The organism is Endozoicomonas sp. ALC013 (genome assembly GCF_049310205.1).
In the GTDB taxonomy this organism is placed as follows: Bacteria; Pseudomonadota; Gammaproteobacteria; order Pseudomonadales; family Endozoicomonadaceae; genus Endozoicomonas.
In genome coordinates, this window is sequence record NZ_JBLYNS010000012.1 from 39253 (window position 1) to 62673 (window position 23421).

Consider the following 23421-nt stretch of genomic DNA (forward strand, 5'->3'; position numbering starts at 1 on the left):
GGTATTTTAATGTCGCAAAAGCCCGTTGCCCGAAAAAGACAGGCCGCTTGTGCTTTTGCGGCCAGAAGCCAGCAGCCAGCTTCCTAAACACCCGGCGCAGTAGCCCCGGAATACCAACGTATTACCAACCCAAAATTATCGCCGATGCGCGCAAAGAGTGACCAAGATGGATTTACAACAAGTGACCAACCGGCGAAGTCCCGCACAGAGTAGAAGTCGGGCGAGAGTCACTGTCATTCTTCAGGCGGTTAAGTCGCTGATTGAAGAAAAAGGCATTGGTAATCTCAAGATGACTGACATTGCCAAACGGGCCAATACCTCATCCGGTTCTATTTATCAGTACTTTTCAGACAAAGACACCCTGGTTCTTTCTCTTGCTGAGCACTTTATCGATCAGATCCATGCCATCCTCGACAACAACCTTGCCGAACTGAAAAGCTTCAGTGACATTACGCGGGTTTTTGAGAAAAACTTTGATGATATCTACCGGTTGCATAAAAACGAACCGGCATTGAGGGAGATCTGGTTTGACGCCATTAACCCGGAGCTAAGCAAACTGGCGATCAGGGACTGTGAAATTAACACCGACAAAATTTACCACAAATTGCTTGAGCTGAGAGAGCCGGAAGACCGGGATCAACTCAAACGCTATATTTTGCTGCTGACCACTCAGTTTGCTGCTGCAATGAGACTGTGTTTTGCCAGCGATGCGGGCACTCCTGAGCAGTTCAGGGATATTTTCATTGATATCATGGTGTCCAGTGCGCCCGGGTATTTTAAGTCATGGTAAAGAATACCAGATCATTAAGGGCTTTGCGGTCGAGGAGGAGCTTCTCCGAATCAACGTACAGGGAAACTCCGGTCTGGACAATTTCCCGAACGAGGCTATATGTATCGTCGAAGCCTTTCCGGCTGAGTCGGTCGGTATGTTCCAGAAAGATTACATCACCGGCTTTGATTTCACCTGTATTGATAGCGTGGAGCAATGCCTCAAGCCCTGACCGTTTTTTATTCCTGTAACCGGAAACACCAAGATCAGAAAATGTTTGGTCGGAGAAGGTAAGCCCTTCCTGTTGAGCGTATGCACGGGCGGCGTCAGTTTGACGGCGAACTGTATCACCATCAACCTGGGAAAGCATGGAGCACCTTTGATAACTATAGAGGCGCGGCACGACCTTCGCTCGCCCTGTCTGGGCAGGTTGTGTCATAGTTGCCGTTTACCTATTAATGATTGTGGTTGGTCTGGTCAGACAGATCGCCAGAGAGGATAGCAAAAGGTTATGCTGATAACTTCTAACGTGACCATGCAGTTCGGTGACAAGCCCCTGTTTGAGGATATATCCGTCAAGTTTGGCGAAGGTAACCGTTACGGACTCATTGGTGCCAACGGTTGTGGTAAATCGACGTTCATGAAAATTCTGGGTCGAGAGCTGGAGCCAACATCCGGCACTGTCAGTAAAGACCCCCATGAACGTATGGCCAAGCTGAGTCAGGATCAGTTTGCCTATGAAAACTACACGGTGATCGATACGGTGATTATGGGTCATGCCGAGCTGTGGAAAGTAAAAGCCGAACGGGATGCTATTTACGCCAAAGCTGAAATGACCGAAGAAGAAGGTATGCGGGTTGCTGACCTAGAAGTTCAGTTTGGTGAGATGGATGGTTATTCAGCAGAAGCCCGTGCAGGCGAACTGCTGCTGGGGCTGGATATTCCCATTGAACAGCATTACGGACCGATGAGTGCCGTTGCGCCGGGCTGGAAGCTGCGTGTGCTGCTGGCTCAGGTGCTGTTTGCCGACCCTGAAATTATGCTGCTGGACGAACCCACCAACAACCTGGATATTAATGCGATCCGCTGGCTGGAAGAGATCCTGAAGCAGCGTGACTGCACCATGATCATCATCTCTCACGACCGTCACTTCCTGAACAGTGTCTGTACCCACATGGCGGACCTGGATTACGGCAAGCTGCAGTTGATGCCCGGTAATTACGATGAGTATATGACCGCAGCCACTGCGGCCCGGGAGCGCCTGCAGGCCGATAATGCCCGCAAAAAAGCCCAGATTGCCGAGTTACAGTCCTTTGTCAGCCGCTTCTCTGCCAACGCGTCCAAAGCACGACAGGCGACTTCCAGGGCCAAACAGATCGATAAGATTCAGCTGACAGAAATCAAACCTTCCAGCCGCCAGAATCCGTTTATCCGCTTTGAGCAGGAGAAGAAGCTGTTCCGTAATGCGCTGGTGGTGGAAAAGCTCAGCCAGGGCTATGAAGAAGATCTGTTCAGCAAAGTCAACCTGATGGTTGAAGTGGGTGAGCGTATCGCCATCATTGGCCAGAACGGTGTCGGTAAAACCACCCTGCTGCATACCCTGGCAGGCAAGATGGCACCGCGTACCGGTGTTATCCAGTGGTCCGAAAATGCCAATATCGGTTACTACGCCCAGAATCACAGTGCTGACTTTGATATGGATATCAACCTGTTCGACTGGATGAGCCAGTGGATGAATGAAGGCGACGATGAACAGGTGATTCGTGGCGTGCTGGGCCGGATGCTGTTCTCCCAGAGCGACCTGAAAAAATCCGTACGGGTTATTTCCGGTGGCGAGCAGGGTCGTATGCTGTTTGGCAAGCTGAGCCAGCAACGCCCCAATATTCTGCTGATGGATGAGCCAACCAACCACATGGATATGGAGTCCATCGAGTCACTGAACCTGGCGCTGGAAAACTACAAAGGCACCCTGATTTTTGTCTCCCATGACCGTCAGTTCGTCTCATCGCTGGCCACCCGGATCATCGAAATCAAGGATACCGGTATTGTCGACTTCCACGGTACTTATGATGATTACCTGCGCAGCCAGGGAATTGAGTAACTAAATAATTCCGACATTTGATGCGCACTCTCCGCTCACCCTGAGCGCCCTTCGGCTCCGCTCAGGATGCACGGACGAAGGGTACTTGCTGCGATCTATGTCAGCGCCGATATCCACCAACAATTCGTAGCGTTCTTTGTTCAACATGACAGGCCTCCAGAATGTTGATTTTGGCACACAGGGTAGCTTAAAAAAAACCAATTGCCAGCGGATGGCCGCCCCGCAGCATGACACACTTGTTTATTTATATTGTTAACTGATCTTGTTTGTCTTGGCTCAGACAATAGGGTTAAAGCTGCTGAAACAATACAGGGTGTTGCTGAAAAAAATACCTGTTTTTCTTGCTATCCCAAAACCCTCGACTATGTTTTTCAGGCAAGAAAAAACCCGGCTCGAACGGAGCTGGCACTCCTAACCGGGTTTTACTTCAAACAATGAGCTGATGCTCGTGGAGCAGTATAGCAATGATTTCGTTCGCCTACACAATTGGAGCGGTAAAATTGATTGTTGTTCGAGCCATCCATGTTCCGTCAGGTACAGGAGCAACGTTACAACTGCTTCGGCCAGCGGATCGATGACCCGCGCATGGCCGATACGTCATGGGCCAGCGAGTAAAGAAACACCCTCAATGGAGAAAACCGTGAACAGCTGGCTTAAACCGAGAAAGGCGCTTCCGACACAAACACCATTGGCTTCTCGGTTAAAGGGTGAGTAAAGCCCAGTCTTGTGGCATGCAGGTTCAGGCGTTGACTGGCCTGCCGGGCAGCTGGGTGGGCATAGAACTCACAGCCCAGAATGGGGTGTCCAAGTTCAGCCAGGTGAACTCTTAACTGATGGGAGCGACCGGTCACCGGTTTTAGCAGTACCCGGTCAAATGCCGGTCTCTGATTGTCAATCACTTGAAAGTGGGTCAGTGATGGTTTGCCCAGTTCATGGTCAACCATCTGTTTCGGGCGGTTTGGCCAGTCACAGCGCAGAGGCAGTTCTATTTTTCCTTCCGGCTGCGCAAGTTTTCCCCACACATCGGCAATATATTCCTTGGCTACGGTACGGTCCTGAAACTGACGGCTTAAGGTACGATGGCTGTCGGCATCCAGTCCGAAGACCATCAGGCCGGAGGTGGACATATCCAGCCGATGGACGACACGGGTTTGCGGGTTGATGGTCTGCAGCCGTGACAGTGCGCTGTCGTTATGATTGGGTGGCTTGCCGGGAACACTGAGCAGACCTGCCGGTTTATTCACCACAACAATGCACTCATCGCGGTAAAGCTCCGACAGTGGCTCGTTGCAGCAGGGGACAATAAAAGTATCATTCATGGGCCGATTATCGGGATAAAGTCGGAGTAAGTCATCTGGGGATAATGCGGATGGTGCTCTGAACGCTCATGCTCCTGCAGGCACTGGAAGCGGTGAAAGTTGTTCACTTTGAAGGTTGCGGATAACGGTTATCCCTGGCCTGCTGAACGGCTTTCTCCATATCCGATGAAGGCACCGGTGAGGATGCTTTTTCTTTATGCCATTTATGTTGGAACTTGCGACTCAACCCTTTGGCGTCTTTTCGGGGAACCAGCATCAAGTCGACCCGGCGGTTTAATCCTGAATCCGGACTCAGCCCAGGAATAGGCCGGTTAGCTCCCATCGCTGCCAATAACAGTATCTGATCTTCCGGTACTCCGGTAAAAACAATCACTTCCCTGACCGTTTCGGCCCGTTGTCCGGCAAGCTCCCAGTTTACCCGGTTGGGTTCTGTCGAATTTTTAAGGTCAGAACCAATCACGCCATCGGAGTGCCCGGTAATAATGATTTTGAAGGGCAGTTTTGCCAAAACCTGGGCCAGGGCGATTAGAAAATCTTCATAAAATGGCACCAGCTGCTTGCTTCCCGGTGGAAACATGGGGCCGACTTTATCCTGAACCAGTGTCATACGAATCATCCTGGGCCAGGTCTGCAGCTCAATGTCTTTTGCCTCGATGGCACGTTCTTTCGGCAGTTTGGATAATCCGAGCACAATGGCAGCGATGCCCTCGGCACTGGCAGTGTTATGACCGGCAAGCTCTATACCCGTCATGCCGGAGGGCTTTGGCCGTATCTGCACTTGTATTCCCGGTAATATCGAGCGCTCTCCCTGCATCTCCACCGGCGAGTTACTGCTAACACGGTTGAGAAGACCCGGATTGGAAAAATAGGTGGCAATGGCTTCCTTTTGCACGGGTGTAGTGGCGGCCACCAGCCAGAGCACCAGGAACAGAGCCATCATGGCCATGGCAAAATCGGCAAAAGCCACTTTCCAGCTGCCGCCATGGTGCGCATTGCCGTTGGCAGTACGCCCCCGACGGACCACAATCGGCTGATTGCTATCTGGAGCCCTGGCCATTAATGGCTAGCCCTCAGGGATTGCAGCATATCCTCCAATTCCGGGAATGTAGGGCGTAACTCTTTATAAAGCAGCCGCCGCCCTGAATCCACGGCGGTAATCGGTGCCAGCCCTGAGTGGCTGGCAAGCAACGTCATTTTGACACATTCAAACGCCAGCATTTCACTCTGCTCAGTACTTTCCAGCGCTGCGGCCAGGGGGCCAAAAATACCGTAGCACAGCAATATACCCAAAAAGGTACCCACCAGTGCTGCTGCTACCTTGACCCCGATCAGCTCTACCGGCCCATCCATCGCACCCATAGTCACCACGATGCCCATCACCGCAGCCACAATACCAAAGCCGGGGCAGGCATCAGCAATAGTGTTCAGTGCTTTTGCCGGTCGTTTCAGATCCTCTTCCAGGGTTTCTATCTCGCTTTCCATCAAACCTTCAAAGGCATGTCCGGGCATACTGCCCATACCGGTAATCCGTAAATTATCGGTGATAAAACAGAGCAGTCGTGGATGGGATATGATGCGCTGGTAGCTCTGAAACAGCTCACTGCTTTCCGGTGTTTCAATATCGTCTTCAATGGCGTTCATGCCCTTTCGATGCCGGGTTTCAATCAGGCGGAACAGCAGGGCCAGCAAATCCATAAAGAAGGCTTTGTCGAACTCTTTATTTCTGATCAGTACGTATTTCAGATGAGTGAGGGTCATTCTCTGGACAGTGGCCGGGTTGGAAATCACAAAAGCACCGATCGCGGCACCGAGGATGATAAGAATCTCAGGGGGTTGCCACAGTGCCAGCAGCTTGCCGCCGGCCATGACAAACCCGCCAAAAACACTCAGAAACAGGATGGCAAAGCCAGCGACTCTCAGTAGCATGCAAAACTCGGTACGTTGTTAATATTAAAGATAAAACCTTGCCACGGAGACACGGAGAACAGAAAAAATCTTTTCCTCTGTGCCTCCGTGTCTCCGTGGCAAAAAAGAGGAAGTTATTCCGGGACAATTCGTTGTGTAATTACTGAATCACCATATTAATGATGAAGACATCCTCTACCCCCTTAGTCAGTGATAGCCCCGTCCTGTGACGAACCGTAGTCAGAAGCTGTTTCCGCAATTCCTCGCGATTTTCCGGAATCATCACATCCTCGAATGTCCAGGATGACAGCTGGTCAAGCATGGCATTGAGAATGACCGGTCGATTCATTTCCATTTGTTCAAGGCATTTGCTTTTTCGGGTCATGATAGAAACGGATAACTGCATATAATGGAGTTCATAGGTTTCATCATTAGCCAGATTGACGATCATATCTTTAAACGACAGATATTGCGCAGGTCTCGGTGCAGCCGCAGTGGGCACTGGCGATAGTGAGTCGTCATCCTCCCGGAAAAAAAACCAATACGTTGCACCACCTGCAATAGCAAGCATGACAACCCCCGCCAGAATAACAGCGATGAAATTAACCCTGCCAAGCTGCACTGCTGGCCACTGAGCATAGGCACTGCTCTTTATGGTACGGTCATCGTCGTTAGTCTTCATATTCTCTTCGTGTTCATAAGCACTGCTAAACAATGGCTAAATATGCAGATCAATAAGTGCCACACCAGCGTACCGCGATAACGCAATGGGTGACCGATACGCTTGTGAGGTTTGGGGTGCTAAAGCCAAAAGATCTACGTCTGTGCCAGAAAAATATGACATTCCTGCCAACTCTTCGGCCAACGGATACTGCCTTCCCCGGTCTGACCCGGAATGATCAGGAGTGGTTAATGAGAGTGCTATTTTCAGTCCAGGCTCCGTTGCTGAAGAACCACCGGGCTCTTTATTGACTGAATTATTGACTGAATTACCGGGAATGTGCATCTGCTGAATGCTGTCGCTGACCAGCTGGTGCAGTGTAGAGGAACAGCTTTCAAGGGTTGGCAGAGACTGCTGGCTGGCTTGCAGATTCACGGTGACCTCGCTGTTATGGCGAGTCATCACCACCTGCACCGCACCCAGTCCGGGAAGCTCGGCAACGGCCCGGGCATAACGATCCCCGCCAAGCATCAAACAGTTTTGCACCGGGGCTGTTACCGGTTGAATTGCAGACGATTGATTTCCGGACGATTGATTTCCGGGCAATGGCTGGCGGACGCTGGCAGGTTCCAATCTTTTCAGAGGTGTATCCGATACCTCAGCTGTTGCTGGCTGTGTGGTTGTCTGACTTTCCTGATCGGCGGGCGGCTCCAGGGTCGGCTCTGGGGCTAAAGCCTCCTGATTCGACAGTGTTCGCTTTTGTGTGGCTACCATAGAAAGCTGTGCAGACTGACGCAGTGAGCCAAACTCCATGGTTTGCTGAACGTCAGGTAACACAGCCTGGCCGGAAGCCTCTTCCCCCGGATGGTCAGGCTTAACTGGCCCCATCTCTACCGGGTCTGGTCTCCGGGTCAGTTGATCAGACGGCAAGTGTTGTAAATTTAACGTCAATTCGGGGTGAGGGTGAACCGCTGGAACTTCTGCATCTGTGGTCGTTGCCCACTCAATTGCCTGTATGTCTTCCCCGAAATCCGCTGTGTTGGTGTAGATAGTCGATGGTAAATCGGAATGTAAAGACGGATTCGAAGCCCCCTCAGGATTTATCGGTCCCAGAGGTTCGATCATCTGCTGCAGAATTGCCTGAAACTCATCTTCCTCCGGCAGTCCGTTCTGCACCAACCCGTTCTGTACAGACAGCCGCCCGGTTATCGCCTCCCGGAAATACGAGGCTGGAAGGAATTGTCCTTGAATAACTTCTTGCCACGGAGACACGGAGGCACGGAGAACAGAAAAAATCTTTTCCTCCGTGCCTCCGTGTCTCCGTGGCAAAGTTCTTTCCTGGCTGGATAGCATCGGAAATGTGGAAGTTATTTCAGGAGTGTTCCGAAGTGCGTCGATCACACGGTCAGTCTCTGTGCCAACTGTCTCAATATTCATAAAAGATGGCTCTCTGTTTACGATAAACAGGCGGGCTCTTTCATCGCCCTGTTCATCCCATGATATGGACAGGGGAACCGAACTTTCTGCTTATGGCTGTTAATAACTTCGACATTTCAGTAAGCGCTGCCCGCTTCCCGCCACCCGCTGCCCGAAAAAGACAGGCTCCAGCCTTAACAAGTCTCAGTCATCTGCCCCTTGCTGTATGGCCAACTCATCCCAGGCACCTTTAACGGTATCGATCATAGACCAGGCGGTATTCAGGGAGGCAGTATCATTATCAGCGATCACGGATGTCAGACATGCAAGGCAGTGGTCATATAATTCAAGCAGCCGGGCGGTAAGTTCATTGGCCGACGGGGGTTGATCTTGCTGATTGTCGACCATGGCAAGGGCCTGGTTTCTTAATACCATCAAAATAGAGAGGGCGTGGTGAATCCGCTCTCCGCGGGCGGCACTGTCACCACTGTTGATATGGCCGTGGCAGCGGTCCAGGTCATCCAGGAATAATTGGTACAGTAGGGAGGTCTGCTGGAAAATACTCTCTTTTCGGGCCAGGTGCCCGTACTGATGCCGGGTGTATTCAGTGGCTGGAGACTTCATAATCGCCCCTTATTGTCGTTGGTGAAAGTCAGGTCAAGCAGGTCAAATAGTTTCAACATAGGCCAGGTTCCGGTTCATGCGCTGTACCGTTTGCTCCATATTTAAAAACTGCTGATTGGTGCGCTGATGAAGCAATTGTCGTCTCATATCCAGTGCATACTGGTCTGACGCCAGCCGTTGCAAATCCCGTGACAGATAACTGATCCTCGATATTAAAGGGCCACTGCCCGATAACAGCGTGTCCATTTTCTGCGCCAGTGCCAGCACCGGCTTGTCCCGGTCCGACAGAAACTGCAGGACCGGGTAGGGCATGGCATTCAGCTGGTGGCGAAACCAGGCTTCATCCAGAGACCATAAACCGTTGCGCTCAGTACTGACCCCAAGATCCAGTAAACTGGTGATCTGCTCTGAGCTGCTTAACTCGGTATCTGCAGACGTGGCGTTAACCAGTTTACGCAACTGACTGCTGATTCCCCTCAGGGAGGCGGGGGTGCCCGCATCGATCTGGAGGCCCTGGTTGTCCCTGGGGTCACTGGCTTGCAGCAGGCTATTGCAGTGATTGACAAATTCCGACATTGCGCTGACCAGTGCCTCAACATCCTGACTGACCTCAATATATAACTGCCGGTCAGGGTCCGCCTGTTTCAGGGTCAGGCTCAGCCCGTTAATGGCCGGCTGGTTAACATTGCCGGGCAGAGAAAGGGTTACGCCGTTGATACTGACCAGTGCGTCAGCCGGAGCCACCTGTTCAGACATAATATCCGCCAGGTAGGCACCGGTTCCGGTGCCACTGAGCGTCATACGAAGATCAGCCCCTTTTTCTGCCCCGGTCAGCAGCAGCTGTTGCCCCGCCTTGCCGTTAATGACCGTTGCCCGGACTTTCCCCTGAGTACTCAGCTGAATGGATCTGGCGATGGTGGCCAGGGTACTGTTGGCAACAATATTAACCGTCCAGTGCCCACCATTAAGGGCGAGATCCAGCGTACCGGCGTCTTTAAAGGCGGTATCTCTGGCAAACGGCGGGCTGGTCATAATTTGCGGTGAGGCCAGCTGATGGACCGACAGCTGATAACTGCCGGGATCAGGACGCCCCCTGACGCTGACGCCAACCCGGTCGGACTCACTGGAAACCGCAACCCAGCGGCCAAGACCGTGGCCATTGCCATTCACATGGTGACTGTTGAGGCTGGCTTCCTGAACCAGCGCCCGGGCGGAGTGCTGCAGGTTGCTGACCGCCTGATAGACCGACACCATCAGATCCTGCTCCCGGGAAAGCTGATTTTCCCGCCGTTTCAGGGCATTTTCCGAGGGTGCCATGTCGGCATTGACCACAGCATCCACCACAGTCCCCAGATCAAAACTGCCCGGCAGTGGCGCAACCGTATTCATTCAATGATTCACTGTAACAGAGCCAGGACTTCCTGCTGCATGGTGTTGGCCCGGTTCAGGCCGGACATACTGGCTTGTTTCAGCACCTGATCCCGGGTCAATTTGGACATCTCGCTGGCATAGTCGGTGTCTTTAATCCGGCTTCGGGAGCCCATCATATTCTCCCGAACGTTCTGAAGGTTGTATATGGTGTGCTGGAAGCGGTTTTGAATGGCACCCAGGGTGCCCCGGTTGGAATCCACGTCGGCTATTGCGTGATCAAGGATTTTGATGGCTTGCTGTGCACCAGCATAAGTGGTGATATCGATGGAATCTACCGGCATACTACCAGCCAGCGGTGTCTTTGTGGCAGTGGCGAGCCCAGTCCCTAAATTACCATCGCTTTGCATGGTATAGGTGGCGTTTTTATCCGAGCCGACCCACTTAATATCACCCACGACTTTCAACGCTCCTGACGTAATTGACTTTGCTGTCCCAGTCGTACCACCTGCATAATCGAGTGGCTGGGCTGTGGCATTGAAGACAAGCGTTTTCTTTCCGGATGAACTATGGTCTGCATCTGCAGCAGTTGCCTCCAGTTTCATATTCTGACCAGTGGAATCAACCAACGTTATTTTACGGTTGCCGCTCGACGCAATCGTTACATCATACGGTGAAGAATCCAGCTTTCCCTTCAGTTCTTGTAAGGCGGCTTGAAAAGTAGTAGAAGCACTCGTCGATGCGTAAGGAGTGTCATTCACGGTCAGGGTAATGGTATCGCCACTTTCCCAGTCAGTAGCTGTCAACACCACTTCTGCCCCTGTCTTTGCCTGTCCACTTAAATCGGATACCGCGCTTGTTACCTTACGGGCAATAGATTGGGCGGTATCCGTGGTTAATATGGGTATATTGCTTTCATTGCCATCAACCCCGACCGTCAGGCTCTGTGCTGCAATGGCGGTTGTCCCCGGCAGACCCATGCCAGAAAATGTAAGCGTTGCCCCCTTCATGATACCAATGTCTTTACCGCTGACACTCTTGACATTGACGGTAATAATCTCATTGGCGTAGGCACCCACCTGAATGTTCTTGTCAACAAACGAACCATCCAGCAACTTCTGTCCGGCAAAGGTGGTGGACTCAGCAATCCGGTTCAGTTCCGCCCCCAGCTGTTTCAGCTCCCCGTTCAGGGCAATCCGGTCATCGCTGCTGTTGCTGTCACTGGCGGACTGTACTGCCAGGTCCCGCATCCGCTGGAGCAGAGACGCGGTTTCCGTCATGGCCCCTTCCGCCGTCTGGGCAATAGAGATGCCGTCATTGGCATTACGCACCGCCATACTCAGGCCATTAATCTGTGAACTCATCCGGTTACTGATCTGCATCCCGGCGGCATCGTCAGCGGCACTGTTGATGCGATAACCGGTCGAGAGCCTTTGCATCGCTGTATCAAGACCGTTCTGGGCCCGCTCCAGACTGATCTGGGCTTGCATTGATGGAATATTGGTGTTGATACTGATGGCCATAACAGCCTCCTAGAGATAATCAAATAACGACAGGTTCGCTACTTCAGAAAGCCCTTTAAGAGCGGCTTCATACTGTACTTTCTGCTGATTCAGATGGCTGATGGCACTGACATAATCCAGATCACCCAGCTGACCCGCCTGTTCCTGAAAGTACAATCTGGCCTCGTGAAGGTCACTGCGAATACCGTCCAGTGCTTTCATTCGGGTTCCCAGGGCGGCATGAATGCTGCCAGCCTGATTCTGTGCCTGATCAAGCTGTACCAGGTAACTGGCAAGCAGCGTTGACAGGCTGGCGGGTGGAGCCTGAAGTGTCTGCGCTATCTGACCGAGCATAAGGATTACATTAAAACCTGATCCACCGTCGTTCACAGTAAAGCACAAAGAGTCAGCACTGTCCGTAGACGACATTGTTATATCGGAAGCGACTGTTATTTGCCGGATGTCGTTATTTTTATTAAAAGTAAACGACTCACTACCATCACTGGCGGTTGCAACAGTCACCGGCGGTGTACTGGTCCGGGAGCCGGAAAACAGGTAATAACCTTCGGCATCACGGCTGTTTAACAGCCCGATAATGGCGTTTCGCCACTGCACAACCTGCTGCCCGAGGGTGGCCAGGTCCACCGCTGCCAGCCCGGGGTTGTTGGCCTGCAGCACCAGCGCCCGGATATCCTGCAGGTAGCCGGTATAACTCTGCAGCAGGGTATCTTCCAGTTGCAGCTGGGAGGTCAGGGCAGTAATGGAATCCAGGTAATGGTTCGTCTGGCTGATCTCCCGGTGCACACTCTGCAGGTGCGTCCAGCTGCCCGGTGCCCTGGCTGGTTGGGTTATCTGTTTGCCCGTGGCCACCTGGTTCCAGCCTTCCAGCTGGTGCTGACTGATGTTCTGCAGATCCTGTAAAACCATGGCCTGCTGTTGTGCTGTACTTATCCGCATCGATCTCACCGACAAACTGCCAGCAATTCATCAATAATCATCTGACTGGTTCGTAACAGGCGTGCATTGGCCTGGTAGAACTGCTGGAATCGCAGCAGGTTAGCCGCTTCTTCATCCAGATTAATACCACTGAGCCCCTCCCTCTCGGCAACCGCAGCCTGACATAAACTCTGACTGGTTTTCTGTTGTCGTACAGCGGAAGCCGTCTGGTTGGCAACAGACGACTGAAGCAAAATATTAGCTTCCAGTACATCAGGAGAGCTCGCAGAATCACCGTTTAAACAGCCAAGCAGAGCCAGCAGATTCCGGTTGTCGCCGGGGCCTGAGCCTTGTGCGGCAAACGCCAGCTGCTCAGGGTCGTTAAGGACAATACTCAATTGTGTGGCTTCATGGCGCCAGGGCGTCAGCAGGAACTGATCATTGATAGCCGGTGTTCCTGTCAGGTGAATGGTAAGGCCATCAATGGTAAAAGGCGTCGCTGCCGTCAGGCTGCCACTGAATGATTGCCCGTCCGACAGTCTGGTTACACGACATTGATCAGAAGCCGTAAATACCAGCTGGTATTCCGATGGCACCAGCCGGGAAATATCGCCGATTGCAACGGTCAATGCCTCCGTCCCCGCAACCGTTGCCGGCAGGACCCGCTGCTGCATGGCCGATGTCGAGTTGATATCCTGAAACAGTGGCTTACCTTTATCACCGGCCAGATCAACACCCAGCTCCAGCTGGGAGTTCACTTCCGAGGCCAGCACCACCGCCATCCGCCCCAGCTGATTGATGACCGGCATCAGCCCATCCCGATGGAGCTTTTGCAGCCCTGCCAACCGGCCCAGCTGCGGTGTGACCGGAACAGCGACGCCCGGGATATTGACCATCACATCGGGGTTCATTGGGTCTGCGGCGTCCGGGTTGATACTGAGGTCAAAATACTGCGTGCCAATGATCAGGGGAATCGCCCCCTGGCTGGATGGAATCACCAGGTTAACGGCATTATTGCTGTTGCGATAAACCTCCACCGATACCTGTTCAGACAGCTGATTAATCAGATTGTCCCGCTGGTCCAGCAGGTCCGCACAGTTGCCATCGCTGATTTTATGATTGGAGCTATTGCCTTCGATGATCTGTTTATTAAGATCAGCAATGGCCGCACCCAGCCGATTGGCCTCGGTGATCACATTGCTGATCTGACTGGTCCGTTGTTGCGAGATGACCTGCAGCTGCTGACCCAGGGTATGAAAACGGTCCACCAGTTGTCCGGCACTGCCCAGCCATTGCTGGCGCAAGGGTAGAGACTCCGGGCGCGTTTCCAGCCGTTGCAGGTTACCGATAAAGTCATTGAGCACCTGGGTTAACCCGGTATCTTCCCGGCCAAGCAACTGATCCAGCTGCACCATGGGTATGGCAAAGCTGTCTGCCATTGACTGGCTGGCACTGGCGCGAAACACCTGGTCATTAAGATAGTCGTTCGATACCCGCATCAGATAAAGTACCCTGACGCCACCCAGTTGATTCTGCAAACCGCCCCAGTGGCTCTGTTGGGTAATCAACACGGGCTTTCGTCGGCTAAACCCGGGGGTTGCGGCATTGGCAATGTTATGGCCGGTATTATTTAACAAAATATCCGCAGCGTTCACCCCGCTAAGCCCGATATGGTTCACCGCCATGGCTGGTCACCGGACAGTTTTTCCGCCAGCCCCTCTGCCAGACACTGTGCCAGCAACGCTCCGGCAAGTTCATTCTGAAACAGCGATGCCGTGCCGTTGTGCTCTTTGCCGGAAAACAATCCTGAGGTTTTCTGCAGATGACGGGTCACTTCCCCCAGCAACACCCGCATAAAGTCGTTGGATGATGCTTCGCAATCACGATTGCTGCCGGTGACCGGCCTGCTGGCCCCCGCATCAAGGGGGAGGGCAGGGTGGGTGGGGTGGAATAGAGGCGTGATAACCATGGCAAATCTCCGATTGGGAATTGTCCCGAAATAATTTCGACATTTTGAACTCGATCTCCGTTCATCCTGAGCTTGTCGAAGGGTGACAGGCACAATACATGAGGCCGGAGTTCACGCCCTTCGACAGGCTCAGGACGAACGTGGTTTTGAAACTCAGAAATGTACAAATTATTCCGGGGCAATTCCTCACATAATAACCAGCTCACCCTCCATGGCCCCGGCTTCCTGAATAGCCTGGAGAATTGAGATCAGTTCATTGGGCGTCAGTCCGGCACTGTTCACCACATTAACAATATCGGACAGGCTGGTGGTGGCAGGGACAATAAACATGCCACCGGTTTTTTGTATGATGTCGACGGTGCTTTGCTCCTCGATTTGTGTGGTCCCAAGGGAAAATGGGTTGGGCTGTATCACGCTGGGACGCTCCATGACTTTCACGGTGGTGGAACCATTGCTCACGGCTACCGGGCGAATGCGGACATCGGCACCAATAACGATGGTTCCGGTACGGGAATTGATCACGACGCGGGCCGGGGTGACGCCCTGGGGAACATCCAGAGTCTCCAGCATGGACAGAAACGTCACCCGGTTATTCCGTCCCTCGGGTACCGTGACTTCAATCTGGCTGCCATCCACTCCCCGGGCAATATGACTGCCAAAGTGATCATTGATAGCCTTGACCAGTAAACGGCTTTGGCTGTAATTCTGCTCCCTGAGATTTAATCGTACGACACCAGGCGTTACTTCCGGAGGAATGATCGACTGTTCAATGGTCGCACCTCCCGGAATGCGTCCGACCGTCGTTGTATTGATACTGATCTGGGTGCCGGTAGCGCCCTGGGCAGACACTCCGCCAACAATCACTGAACCCTGGGCCAGGGCGTAGACCTGGCCATCAATACCCCGTAATGGTGACGCCAGAAGCACACCGCCACGGAGACTTTTGGCGTCACCAATCGAGGAAACCATCACATCAAGCGTGGTTCCCGGGCGGGCAAAGGTGGGCAGGTTGGCACTGATACTGACGGCAGCAACATTCTTCATCCGCGGATCACTCCCCGGGGGTAACTGAATACCAAACTGGCGCAGCATGTTGACCATGGACTGACTGGTAAAAACGGTTTGACGGGTCTGATCGCCAGTACCCTGCAAACCAACCACCAGGCCATAGCCGATCAGCTGATTCCTGCGCACACCTTCTATATCAACCAGATCCACCAAACGTAAGGCCTGGCAGGGTGGCGGAAAAACAACAGTCGCCGCCAGTAACAGCCCGGCCAGAAGGCTGTTCGACAGTAGCGCCCGAATAAAACCGGTTTTTTCAGCTCCATTTACAACTCCGGCGGCCGCCACCGCCGCAGGGCAGGCTATTACCGGGCCGTCCCCTGATCTCAAAATGGAAACCAGCTGCTGTTCAGAATACGGGTGAGCCAGCCCTGGGTGTTGGCCTGGGCCAGGTCGCCCCGGCCGGTATAACTGATTTTTGCATGGGCCAAACGCAGCGAGGAGACCTTGTTGTCCTGGGTAACGTCTTCAGGGCGCACCACACCACTGACAAAGATGACTTCATCCCCCTGATTCAGCCGGACCATTTTGCTGCCCTTAACCAACAGCGCCCCACTGGGCAGCACTTTTTGCACGACCACGGTCACCGAGCCGGTTAAATGGTTTTGCTGGGAGGTCGATCCTTTGCCGCCAAAGTTCCGTTTGCTGCTGAGTTGTGTGTCCAGTCTCGAGTATTTGTTCCCGAATACCGTGGGGGGCGCTATGGTGGCAGTGGCATTTTTGTCCAGGCTGGTATTGGCCTTTTTACTGGAGAAGGTCTTTTCCTGCAGCATCACGGTCAGAATATCGCCGGGGCGATAGGCTTTCAGATCATCAAACAGGCGCATACTGGTGGCATATGTATAAAGACTGCCCGGTGCCGGTGCCGGAGGGGGCTCCGGGGCACGGGTAAGCACGGGTTCAGTGTCTTCATCGTCGGCATTATTCAGGGGCTGGTTGTGTGGCAATACCACCTGACAGCCCGGCAACCCGATCACCAGCACAGCGATCAGCCAAATAAACATCGATGTAACTGTTTTGCCCATAGGGTGCATCCGGTTTGAATTGTTCCTAACTGCTTTTCACCAGATATTCCTGGGAATTACTGGCCACATCGATGGCCCTGGCCTGCATTTCATAAGCCCGCTGAATCATGATCAGATTGACCAGCTCTTCCACCACATCCACATTGGAGGCCTCAAGGGAAAACTGCCGGATTTCACCAAGACCATTGGTGCCGGGAACGCCTTCCACAGGGGAACCGCTGGCAGCGGTTTCCAGATAGAAGTTATCGCCGATGGACTGCAGCCCCATGGGATTGATGAAATTAACCAGAGAGATCTGCCCCAGAACCTGAGCTTCCGGGCTGCCGGGCATGGCAACGGATACCGTGCCATCCTGACCAATGGTGATGTTCCGGGCTTCCATCGGGATGGTGATCACCGGCTCTATCGGCTGGCCGGTGGCCATCACGATTTCACCTTCGGCATTGAGCTGCAACTGTCCGTTACGGGTATAAGCCATCTCTCCGGAAGGTAACTGAACCTGCACAAAGCCATCGCCGACAATAGCCAGATCCAGCGCATTACCGGTATTCTGGACATTGCCATTAGTAAATATTTTCTGGGTGGCGGTGATTCTGGCACCCGTACCCACCTGCAGGCCGCTGGGCAGTTCATCCCCACTGTTGGCCATTGCTCCGGCCTGTTTCAGGGTGGTATAAAACTGATCCGCAGCCACCACCCGTTCTTTTTTATAGCCATAGGTGCTGATATTACTGAGGTTCTGGGAAGCAGCCATCATTCTGGCATCCTGCAGGGTCAGGCCGCCCTGGTTTATCCACAGACTATTCATAGTGGCGCTCTCATTAACGACGGGACAGGTTCAGCAATTCATTGCCTCGCCCTGCCATCTGATCAAAGGCTGATAACATACGAACATGGAGATCCATGGTTTTTCCGGTTTCCACAACATTCAGGTACTCCGCCATCAGGTCAACATTGCTCTCTTCAAGCGCCCCGCTGACCATCTTGACCCGTGGATCAGGGACTGGTGCACTGCCATCCACCAGCCTGAACAGGCCATCCGGGCTCCGAATCAGGTTGGCCACGGGGGGATTGGCAAAGCGGATACGCCCCACCTCTTCAACGTCCTGACTACCGGCAGGAATGACACTGACAGAACCCTCACTGCCAATGGTCAGCTGACTGAATGCAGGGATGGTCAACGGCCCCGTCTGTCCCATGACGCGGGCACCATTGCCGGTCAACACCTCACCCGTTGCGGTCAGACTGAGCAAACCGTTTCGGGTCAGCCCTGCCTTGCCGCTGGCATCTTGCACCACTAACCATCCGGCACCGTCGATGGCGACATCCAGCTGGCGCCCTGTGGGTCTCAGAGAGCCGCTGGTAAAATTGGTGGCAGCCTGAAGGGAAAATGCGGGAGCCCGTTGTTGGACCATCGCCGTCTGTGTCTGTGCCAGTTTTTGGGCAAATACCAAGTCGCCCCGGTAACCGGGCACCGACTGACCGGATAAATTACCCGCAAACACGGACAGGCTTTGCCAGATGCGTTCGGCACTGGCGGTAGTCATCTGCATTCCGGAAAACATGGCCAGGTGCCCGTCAGGTCAGATTGATCAGCGTTTGTGACAGGAGATCTTCTGCCTGGAATGCCTTGGCGCTTACCTGGAAGTTGCGCTGGGCGAGAATGACATCCGACAACCCGCTGGCCAGATCCACATTGGACTGTTCAACAAACCCCGCCCTGATAAGGCCCGCGCCATTAAGGCCCGATGGACTAAAGAGCGGAGTACCGGATACCATAGACGACATCCAGTTATTATTCCCACTAACCACTAACCCGTTATCATTGGGAAAGGTAGCCAGTGCCACCTGACCAAGCAGGTATTGCTCACCATTGCTGTAGCTACCCTGCAGAAAACCGTTTTCGGCAAAACTGACCTGGTTCAGGCTGCCCGCCATTTGCCCGTCAACCACCTGGGGACGAAATGCCGAATCGATTGCGAACTGGGTGATGCCGGAAAAGTCCATGGCCAGGGGCTGGAGAACGGCACCTGAGGGCAGCTCCGGTGGTGTCAGTGAAAACTGCGCATCGGCGGGTGTCGTCAACAGGCCTGAGCTGTTGAATGTCAGGTTTTCTGTCTGTTTGAGGGACTGCCCATCCACCTGAAATTCAAGCAGCCACTGACTGGTCTCGGTTTTGGTGAAATAGCTACCCAGCGTATGTTGTTCGCCAAGGCTATCGAAAATATTCAATGCTCCGTACCAGCTGAATGTCCTTGGGTCTGACGGGTTAAGGGCAACCGTCGTACGATTAATCACCGGTTCACTGGCATTGAGGTTAATGATAGCTGATGCTTTAGTGGTTGCTTTGCCTGGCCGGTCAGCTTGACTGATCTGCAAGTCAACCAGTTTTGAGGTATCAACCGCACCCTGATTGTTGACACCAAAGCCCCGGAGGCGATAACCACTGGGGTTCACCAGATAATGCTCCTTATCCTGATTAAACAGGCCTGCCCGGCTGAAGAGCTGCTCACCACTATTACCAAGAACAAAAAAGCCCTTACCATCAATACCCAGATCAAAGGCATTACCCGATTGCGTCAGCTGTCCCTGGGAAAACGCCTGTTGGGTTCCCAGCAGCGTGACCCCGGACATATCCACCGATGTGGTTCCTGCCTGGGCATAGACATCACCAAGAATCGCCCGAAACGACTTATAACCATTCGTTTCCGAATTGGTCAGGTTCTGGCTGGCTATATCCAGCTGACTTCGGGCAGCATTCATGCCCGTGATACTGATTGACATAGACGCTTACCTCTCCGATTAGACAACAACCGTCAAGCTTATGGCCGGGTCACGGAATGAATGCTGGACAGTGCCACTGGCTCCATTGCCTCAAGCCTGATCTGCGGTGCCTGATCAGAGCTGTTGAAAACAATACTGTTTGCTTTACTGACCAGTTGCACAGGAACCACTTCACTATCACCATCCAGGGTGCTTTGCAGCCAGTACTGACCATGAGGCAGCGAGCCAAACAGTTGGTCCAGGCTTTTCTTTATGGAAGTACCCGGTGACTCATTATGACGCCCCTGATAATGGGCTTCTTTTACCGGGGTACCATTTTGATCGGTGAGCAAAAAATGCAACAAGTGCCCTGTACCTGGCGAAGGAAAGGCCAGGGCTAATTTATTCCCATCGCCATTGAATGAAAACTGGCGGGCATCAATAGCGACCTCCTGACCCAGCAGTGCCGTAGCGCTGGACAGTTGGGCCGTTGCAAACTGATCGCCCAACCGGCTGATACCGGCGTGAATATCTCTTAACTCTGACACGGAAGTCATGGCCGCCAGCTGATTCAGCAGATCACCGCTTTCCATCGGTTCAAGCGGGTTCTGGTGCTTAAGTTGAGTAATCAACAACGTCATAAAGTTTTTACTCAAGGCACTGGAACTGTCGGAGGAAGACGACGATGCGCTACCATTCGGAGTGGAGGCTAGTTCATGTTGAATGGATGAAATCATAGTGATACCCACATGTCATATCGATTTCGACGGCAGGGGACTGTCTCGAAATAGCCTTCCTTCTTTTAACGCAAATCCCACCAGACCAGGCACTGTTATACATACACAGCACATCTCTCACGGTTCCTCGGCTGTTCATATCCCTCCGGACTCCCTCGCAGAGCGTGGGGGGACTGTATGGGTATAAGTGCTTTATCTGCACTAGTACACGGTTTCAATGTAATTGATGGGTTCCCTCTATCAATGGCACCCAAACTCCGTTCGTCCTGAGCGGAGTCGAAGGACCCATAGGGCCTAAAGGCGTAAACTCCATGCCCTGAATAAAGACTGTACCAATCACCCTTCGACTCCGCTCAGGGTGAACGGAGATTGTGCACAGCAAGCTCATTGAAATGACGTACTAGCTATGAACACCGATCAGCTCCAGTGCCTGGCCCTGCATTTGACGGGCGCTGGTGAACACCGAGACAGCCGCATCAAAAGACCGGGCTGCCGAAATCATGGTTGCCATTTCTTCAATCGTGCTGATATTCGGGTAAAACACTTCACCGTTAGCATTAGCCAGAGGATGGCCCGGTTGATAGCGCACCTGGGGAGGTGACTTATCTTTGATAATACCCGCTACTTCAACGGTAAACGCCGGAATATTCTCTCTGGCAGCGGAGCCAGCATCTACGGTTCTGGCCTGAAGTAACGCTCGCCCCGGCCGCATCACCTCAGCAGCAGACGCTGCTGCAACCTCATTGTAAGAGAGCGCCTCGGCCACCAGTGTCATACGGGTCGCCTGGGCGACCATGGCGTAACCAGACATAGCCTGAACCAACTGCAGACTCATGGGGTACTCACTTCATCGAATTAACAATTTATGACGTCTATTCTCGGTCAGCCTTCCAGTAGTACATGGTTTCAATGGGTTTGATGTGTACAATCTCCGTTCACCCTGAGCGCCCTTCGACCCCGCTCAGGATGCACGGACGAAGGGTGCTTGGCACAATCTATCAGAGTCCGGAGTTTCCGCCTTTAGGCCCTATGGGTCCTTCGACAGGCTCAGGACGAACGGATTACGGAGGCACGTCAACCCGTCAAACTCATTGAAACCATACACTAGCGACCGCTGATCACCTTATCAAGCATGCTCAGACGCTCCCGGATTAACGATATGCTGATATTGTACCCGGCCATCGACTGTGCAAGTTTTGCCTGCTCCAGTGCCAGAGATACATCGTTACCATTTTCCGAGGCAATACCGCCTGAATTTTTAAAGGCAATGGATAACTCAACATCCGCCAGTTGATTTGGGGTGATATGCCGTTTGTCTGAGACCGACAAATCCTGAGATAAACCATAAGCCAAATGGTAAAAGTTCAGATTAGCTTCAAGTGCCCGGTATTGTGGTGTTTCAATATTAAAAATATTGCCTGACTGGATGGCAATCTGAGAGCTTCTGAGCTGTGCAACTCTTGGGTGTATACCCATGGCCGACTCAAATGAAATCAACATACAGGCTATCTATTCGTCTATATTAAGTCGTGTGTAAAGAGTAGTACGTTGTCGTAAAAAATGTATTTATTTGTCACATATTTTATTCTCGTCAGGGAGCTATCAATCAGTCGTCGTTTTGTTTTTTCCCTGTGTCTGTGCTTACTCAATATTCCCAATATTGCAAACGCCCATACAGTGTCATGTACGGATACCAGCCCGCAGTCAGATCAATCAGATAAGAGCACTGATCAAAGGGTTCAGGGGGTGGTCATCAGTCAACTCTGTGAGCATTCGCGCTTATTGGCTAAACGCTTTAACGGCCGTAATCCCCGGGTGGTTTTGTTGCATAAAGAACGCTGGCAGCAATTGCCAGACTGTCCGGAAACACCGGATATCCGCTTCTCTGCCATGGCTCAGAACGGTAAACTGCCATTATTGATCAGCTGTCCTGATCATCTCGGCACCTTCCCGGAACACCGCTGGAAACAACGGCTGGCGGTCAGAGTGGATTTTGACGTATCGGTATTGCTTGCCGACAGGGATCTTAACCGGGGCGAGGCGTTGTCGGGGCCAGGACAGCCGAGGCTGAAAACATCAAAAGTCCGTTTGAGTTCCCTGAAACCGAATGTATTTCAGGATAATCCTTCCGGATACATCGCTACCCGAAAGATTAGCGCCGACACTGTGATTACCACCGATATGGTAAAAAGGGCCACTGCTATCCGTCGGGGGCAGCATTTAACCATTGTTGTGCAATCAGAAAATATCGAATTAACTACCACCGGTGTCGCCATGGAAAGCGGCCATGTCGGCGATATTATCCTGGTTCAGAAAGAAAATGGCAGACCGTTCAAATGCCGGGTGATCAATGAAGGTGAGGTACGCCCGGTTGAAGGGGAGAGGCAGTCATAATGTCCGATGATGAGTCTCAAGACGATGGGGGCCAAAAAGAGAGTTCGCAGCCTTATCAGTTACTGCAAAATCTGGAGAGGCTGTTGAGCCTTCAGGCCCGGGAAATAACCCGAAAAAATATTGAGTCAGTGGTGCAATTATCAGGGCAATGTGCTGATATTTGCCAGCAGTTAGAACCCATCTTATTAGCATCACGTCAGGATAAAATAACAAGTGACAGTCCTCAGGTGCTTGAAACAGAGCGATTGATCCGGTCGTGCCGGGCACTGCAACAGAGTAATAGCCATCAACTGGCGAGACTGGCCGATTATTGCAATACGTTTATAGAGTTGCTCCGTGGGCCGCCCTTATCCTACGGTAAAAATGCGACTGTCAGATATCAGTCCAGTCGTAATACTTTGTGCAAATTGTAAAATAAAAAAGAATACCAAAAGATTTTAAAGCCACAACAATCAAATATTTCGTTCTTTTGCTGATAAAAGTGTATTCAGAGGTCTCTGGCGATTTCACCATTTGGCTCGAACAGGGTTTAAATTGACATAGGCCATAAGCAGAGCCGCTTCGTTGAGCAGCGCCTGGCTTTTGTAACGTCCTTCCCGGAACGTAACCGCCAAAATAACCCACGTCCTACCCCGCTGAGATTTGATCGTGGATCATAAAGCCTCTGATTACATGGAGGCTCCGATGACCACCCCAGAAACCACTAAAGAACAATGGCTGCAACGGATCGAAGCCTGGCACGACTCCGGGCTTAGCCAAAAAGCCTGGTGCCGACAAAACGGCGTCAGAACATCACAGCCTGGTTATTGGAAAAAGAAGCTGTGTGAAGGCATCTCAAGAATAAGCCGATCCGGCGGGGTTAGCTAT

At 52.5% G+C, this 23421-nt stretch carries 25 protein-coding genes; 5 read left to right on the top strand and 20 right to left on the bottom strand.

Translation table 11 applies throughout. The features are described 5' to 3' along the window. Nucleotides 1-166: 166 nt before the first annotated feature. On the top strand, nucleotides 167-790 hold the full coding sequence (locus ACO6V1_RS04450) for a TetR/AcrR family transcriptional regulator (RefSeq protein ID WP_422465964.1): 624 nt from the start codon (nucleotides 167-169) through the stop codon (nucleotides 788-790). On the opposite strand, the gene ACO6V1_RS04455 is transcribed toward ACO6V1_RS04450, so the two are convergent. Further along, a complete protein-coding gene (locus tag ACO6V1_RS04455; RefSeq protein ID WP_422465966.1) occupies nucleotides 777-1139 on the bottom strand; it encodes a recombinase family protein in 363 nt (120 codons plus the stop codon). The genes ACO6V1_RS04450 and ACO6V1_RS04455 overlap by 14 nt on opposite strands. Nucleotides 1140-1280: 141 nt before the next feature. Here ACO6V1_RS04455 and ACO6V1_RS04460 point away from each other — a divergent pair, with 141 nt between their 5' ends. Then, on the top strand, nucleotides 1281-2870 hold the full coding sequence (locus ACO6V1_RS04460) for an ABC-F family ATPase (RefSeq protein WP_422465968.1): 1590 nt from the start codon (nucleotides 1281-1283) through the stop codon (nucleotides 2868-2870). Nucleotides 2871-3523: 653 nt separating this feature from the next. Here the strand turns inward: ACO6V1_RS04460 and ACO6V1_RS04465 are convergent. The 19 genes from ACO6V1_RS04465 to ACO6V1_RS04555 form a co-directional block, all read right to left on the bottom strand. Beyond that, on the bottom strand, nucleotides 3524-4189 hold the full coding sequence (locus tag ACO6V1_RS04465; RefSeq protein WP_422465970.1) for a pseudouridine synthase: 666 nt from the start codon (nucleotides 4187-4189) through the stop codon (nucleotides 3524-3526). 103 nt (nucleotides 4190-4292) lie between these two features. Beyond that, a complete protein-coding gene (locus ACO6V1_RS04470) occupies nucleotides 4293-5246 on the bottom strand; it encodes a flagellar motor protein MotB (protein ID WP_422465972.1) in 954 nt (317 codons plus the stop codon). Continuing rightward, nucleotides 5246-6115 carry a flagellar motor stator protein MotA gene (motA, locus tag ACO6V1_RS04475; RefSeq protein WP_422447179.1) on the bottom strand — a complete coding sequence of 290 codons (870 nt, stop codon included), beginning with the start codon at nucleotides 6113-6115 and terminating at the stop codon, nucleotides 5246-5248. Before motA ends, ACO6V1_RS04470 begins: the two co-directional genes overlap by 1 nt. 139 nt (nucleotides 6116-6254) lie before the next feature. Then, complete coding sequence (locus ACO6V1_RS04480) at nucleotides 6255-6776, bottom strand: flagellar basal body-associated FliL family protein (protein ID WP_422447177.1); 522 nt, start codon at nucleotides 6774-6776, stop codon at nucleotides 6255-6257. A gap of 36 nt (nucleotides 6777-6812) precedes the next feature. Further along, a complete protein-coding gene (locus ACO6V1_RS04485) occupies nucleotides 6813-7931 on the bottom strand; it encodes a hypothetical protein (RefSeq protein WP_422465974.1) in 1119 nt (372 codons plus the stop codon). 444 nt (nucleotides 7932-8375) lie between these two features. Next, entirely contained in the window at nucleotides 8376-8795 is a 420-nt protein-coding gene (gene fliS / locus ACO6V1_RS04490) for a flagellar export chaperone FliS (protein ID WP_422447173.1), read from the bottom strand. A gap of 42 nt (nucleotides 8796-8837) precedes the next feature. Then, nucleotides 8838-10184, bottom strand: a complete 1347-nt coding sequence (fliD, locus tag ACO6V1_RS04495; RefSeq protein ID WP_422465976.1) for a flagellar filament capping protein FliD — start codon at nucleotides 10182-10184, stop codon at nucleotides 8838-8840. Nucleotides 10185-10192: 8 nt separating this feature from the next. Continuing rightward, nucleotides 10193-11686 (bottom strand): flagellin, encoded by a 1494-nt coding sequence (locus tag ACO6V1_RS04500; protein WP_422465978.1) that lies wholly within the window; start codon nucleotides 11684-11686, stop codon nucleotides 10193-10195. A 9-nt stretch (nucleotides 11687-11695) separates the two neighbouring features. Continuing rightward, on the bottom strand, nucleotides 11696-12622 hold the full coding sequence (locus ACO6V1_RS04505) for a hypothetical protein (RefSeq protein WP_422447167.1): 927 nt from the start codon (nucleotides 12620-12622) through the stop codon (nucleotides 11696-11698). Between the two features lie 5 nt (nucleotides 12623-12627). Next, complete coding sequence (flgK, locus tag ACO6V1_RS04510) at nucleotides 12628-14286, bottom strand: flagellar hook-associated protein FlgK (RefSeq protein WP_422465980.1); 1659 nt, start codon at nucleotides 14284-14286, stop codon at nucleotides 12628-12630. Then, a complete protein-coding gene (locus tag ACO6V1_RS04515; protein WP_422447163.1) occupies nucleotides 14277-14570 on the bottom strand; it encodes a hypothetical protein in 294 nt (97 codons plus the stop codon). The genes flgK and ACO6V1_RS04515 overlap by 10 nt, the downstream gene beginning before the upstream one ends. Before the next feature lie 186 nt (nucleotides 14571-14756). Then, the gene (locus ACO6V1_RS04520; protein WP_422465982.1) at nucleotides 14757-15965 is read right to left on the bottom strand and encodes a flagellar basal body P-ring protein FlgI; all 1209 of its coding nucleotides are present in this window, start codon (nucleotides 15963-15965) and stop codon (nucleotides 14757-14759) included. After that, nucleotides 15962-16660, bottom strand: a complete 699-nt coding sequence (locus ACO6V1_RS04525) for a flagellar basal body L-ring protein FlgH (RefSeq protein ID WP_422465984.1) — start codon at nucleotides 16658-16660, stop codon at nucleotides 15962-15964. Before ACO6V1_RS04525 ends, ACO6V1_RS04520 begins: the two co-directional genes overlap by 4 nt. Before the next feature lie 25 nt (nucleotides 16661-16685). Further along, complete coding sequence (gene flgG, locus ACO6V1_RS04530; protein ID WP_422447157.1) at nucleotides 16686-17468, bottom strand: flagellar basal-body rod protein FlgG; 783 nt, start codon at nucleotides 17466-17468, stop codon at nucleotides 16686-16688. Between the two features lie 13 nt (nucleotides 17469-17481). After that, nucleotides 17482-18207, bottom strand: a complete 726-nt coding sequence (locus tag ACO6V1_RS04535; protein ID WP_422463240.1) for a flagellar hook-basal body complex protein — start codon at nucleotides 18205-18207, stop codon at nucleotides 17482-17484. A gap of 31 nt (nucleotides 18208-18238) precedes the next feature. Next, nucleotides 18239-19444, bottom strand: coding sequence for a flagellar hook protein FlgE (locus ACO6V1_RS04540; RefSeq protein WP_422465986.1), 1206 nt, complete (start codon nucleotides 19442-19444; stop codon nucleotides 18239-18241). Between the two features lie 38 nt (nucleotides 19445-19482). Further along, complete coding sequence (locus ACO6V1_RS04545; protein ID WP_422447151.1) at nucleotides 19483-20160, bottom strand: flagellar hook assembly protein FlgD; 678 nt, start codon at nucleotides 20158-20160, stop codon at nucleotides 19483-19485. A gap of 400 nt (nucleotides 20161-20560) precedes the next feature. Continuing rightward, a complete protein-coding gene (gene flgC / locus ACO6V1_RS04550) occupies nucleotides 20561-20995 on the bottom strand; it encodes a flagellar basal body rod protein FlgC (protein WP_422447149.1) in 435 nt (144 codons plus the stop codon). Nucleotides 20996-21264: 269 nt separating this feature from the next. Next, a complete protein-coding gene (locus ACO6V1_RS04555) occupies nucleotides 21265-21660 on the bottom strand; it encodes a flagellar basal body rod protein FlgB (RefSeq protein WP_422447147.1) in 396 nt (131 codons plus the stop codon). Nucleotides 21661-21906: 246 nt separating this feature from the next. Here ACO6V1_RS04555 and flgA point away from each other — a divergent pair, with 246 nt between their 5' ends. From flgA to tnpA, 3 genes are all read left to right on the top strand, one after another. Then, nucleotides 21907-22554, top strand: a complete 648-nt coding sequence (flgA, locus tag ACO6V1_RS04560) for a flagellar basal body P-ring formation chaperone FlgA (protein ID WP_422465988.1) — start codon at nucleotides 21907-21909, stop codon at nucleotides 22552-22554. Beyond that, nucleotides 22554-22967, top strand: coding sequence for a hypothetical protein (locus ACO6V1_RS04565; RefSeq protein ID WP_422465990.1), 414 nt, complete (start codon nucleotides 22554-22556; stop codon nucleotides 22965-22967). Before flgA ends, ACO6V1_RS04565 begins: the two co-directional genes overlap by 1 nt. 271 nt (nucleotides 22968-23238) lie before the next feature. Next, on the top strand, nucleotides 23239-23421 hold a 183-nt coding region (tnpA, locus tag ACO6V1_RS04570), incomplete at its 3' end, for an IS66 family insertion sequence element accessory protein TnpA (protein ID WP_422465992.1).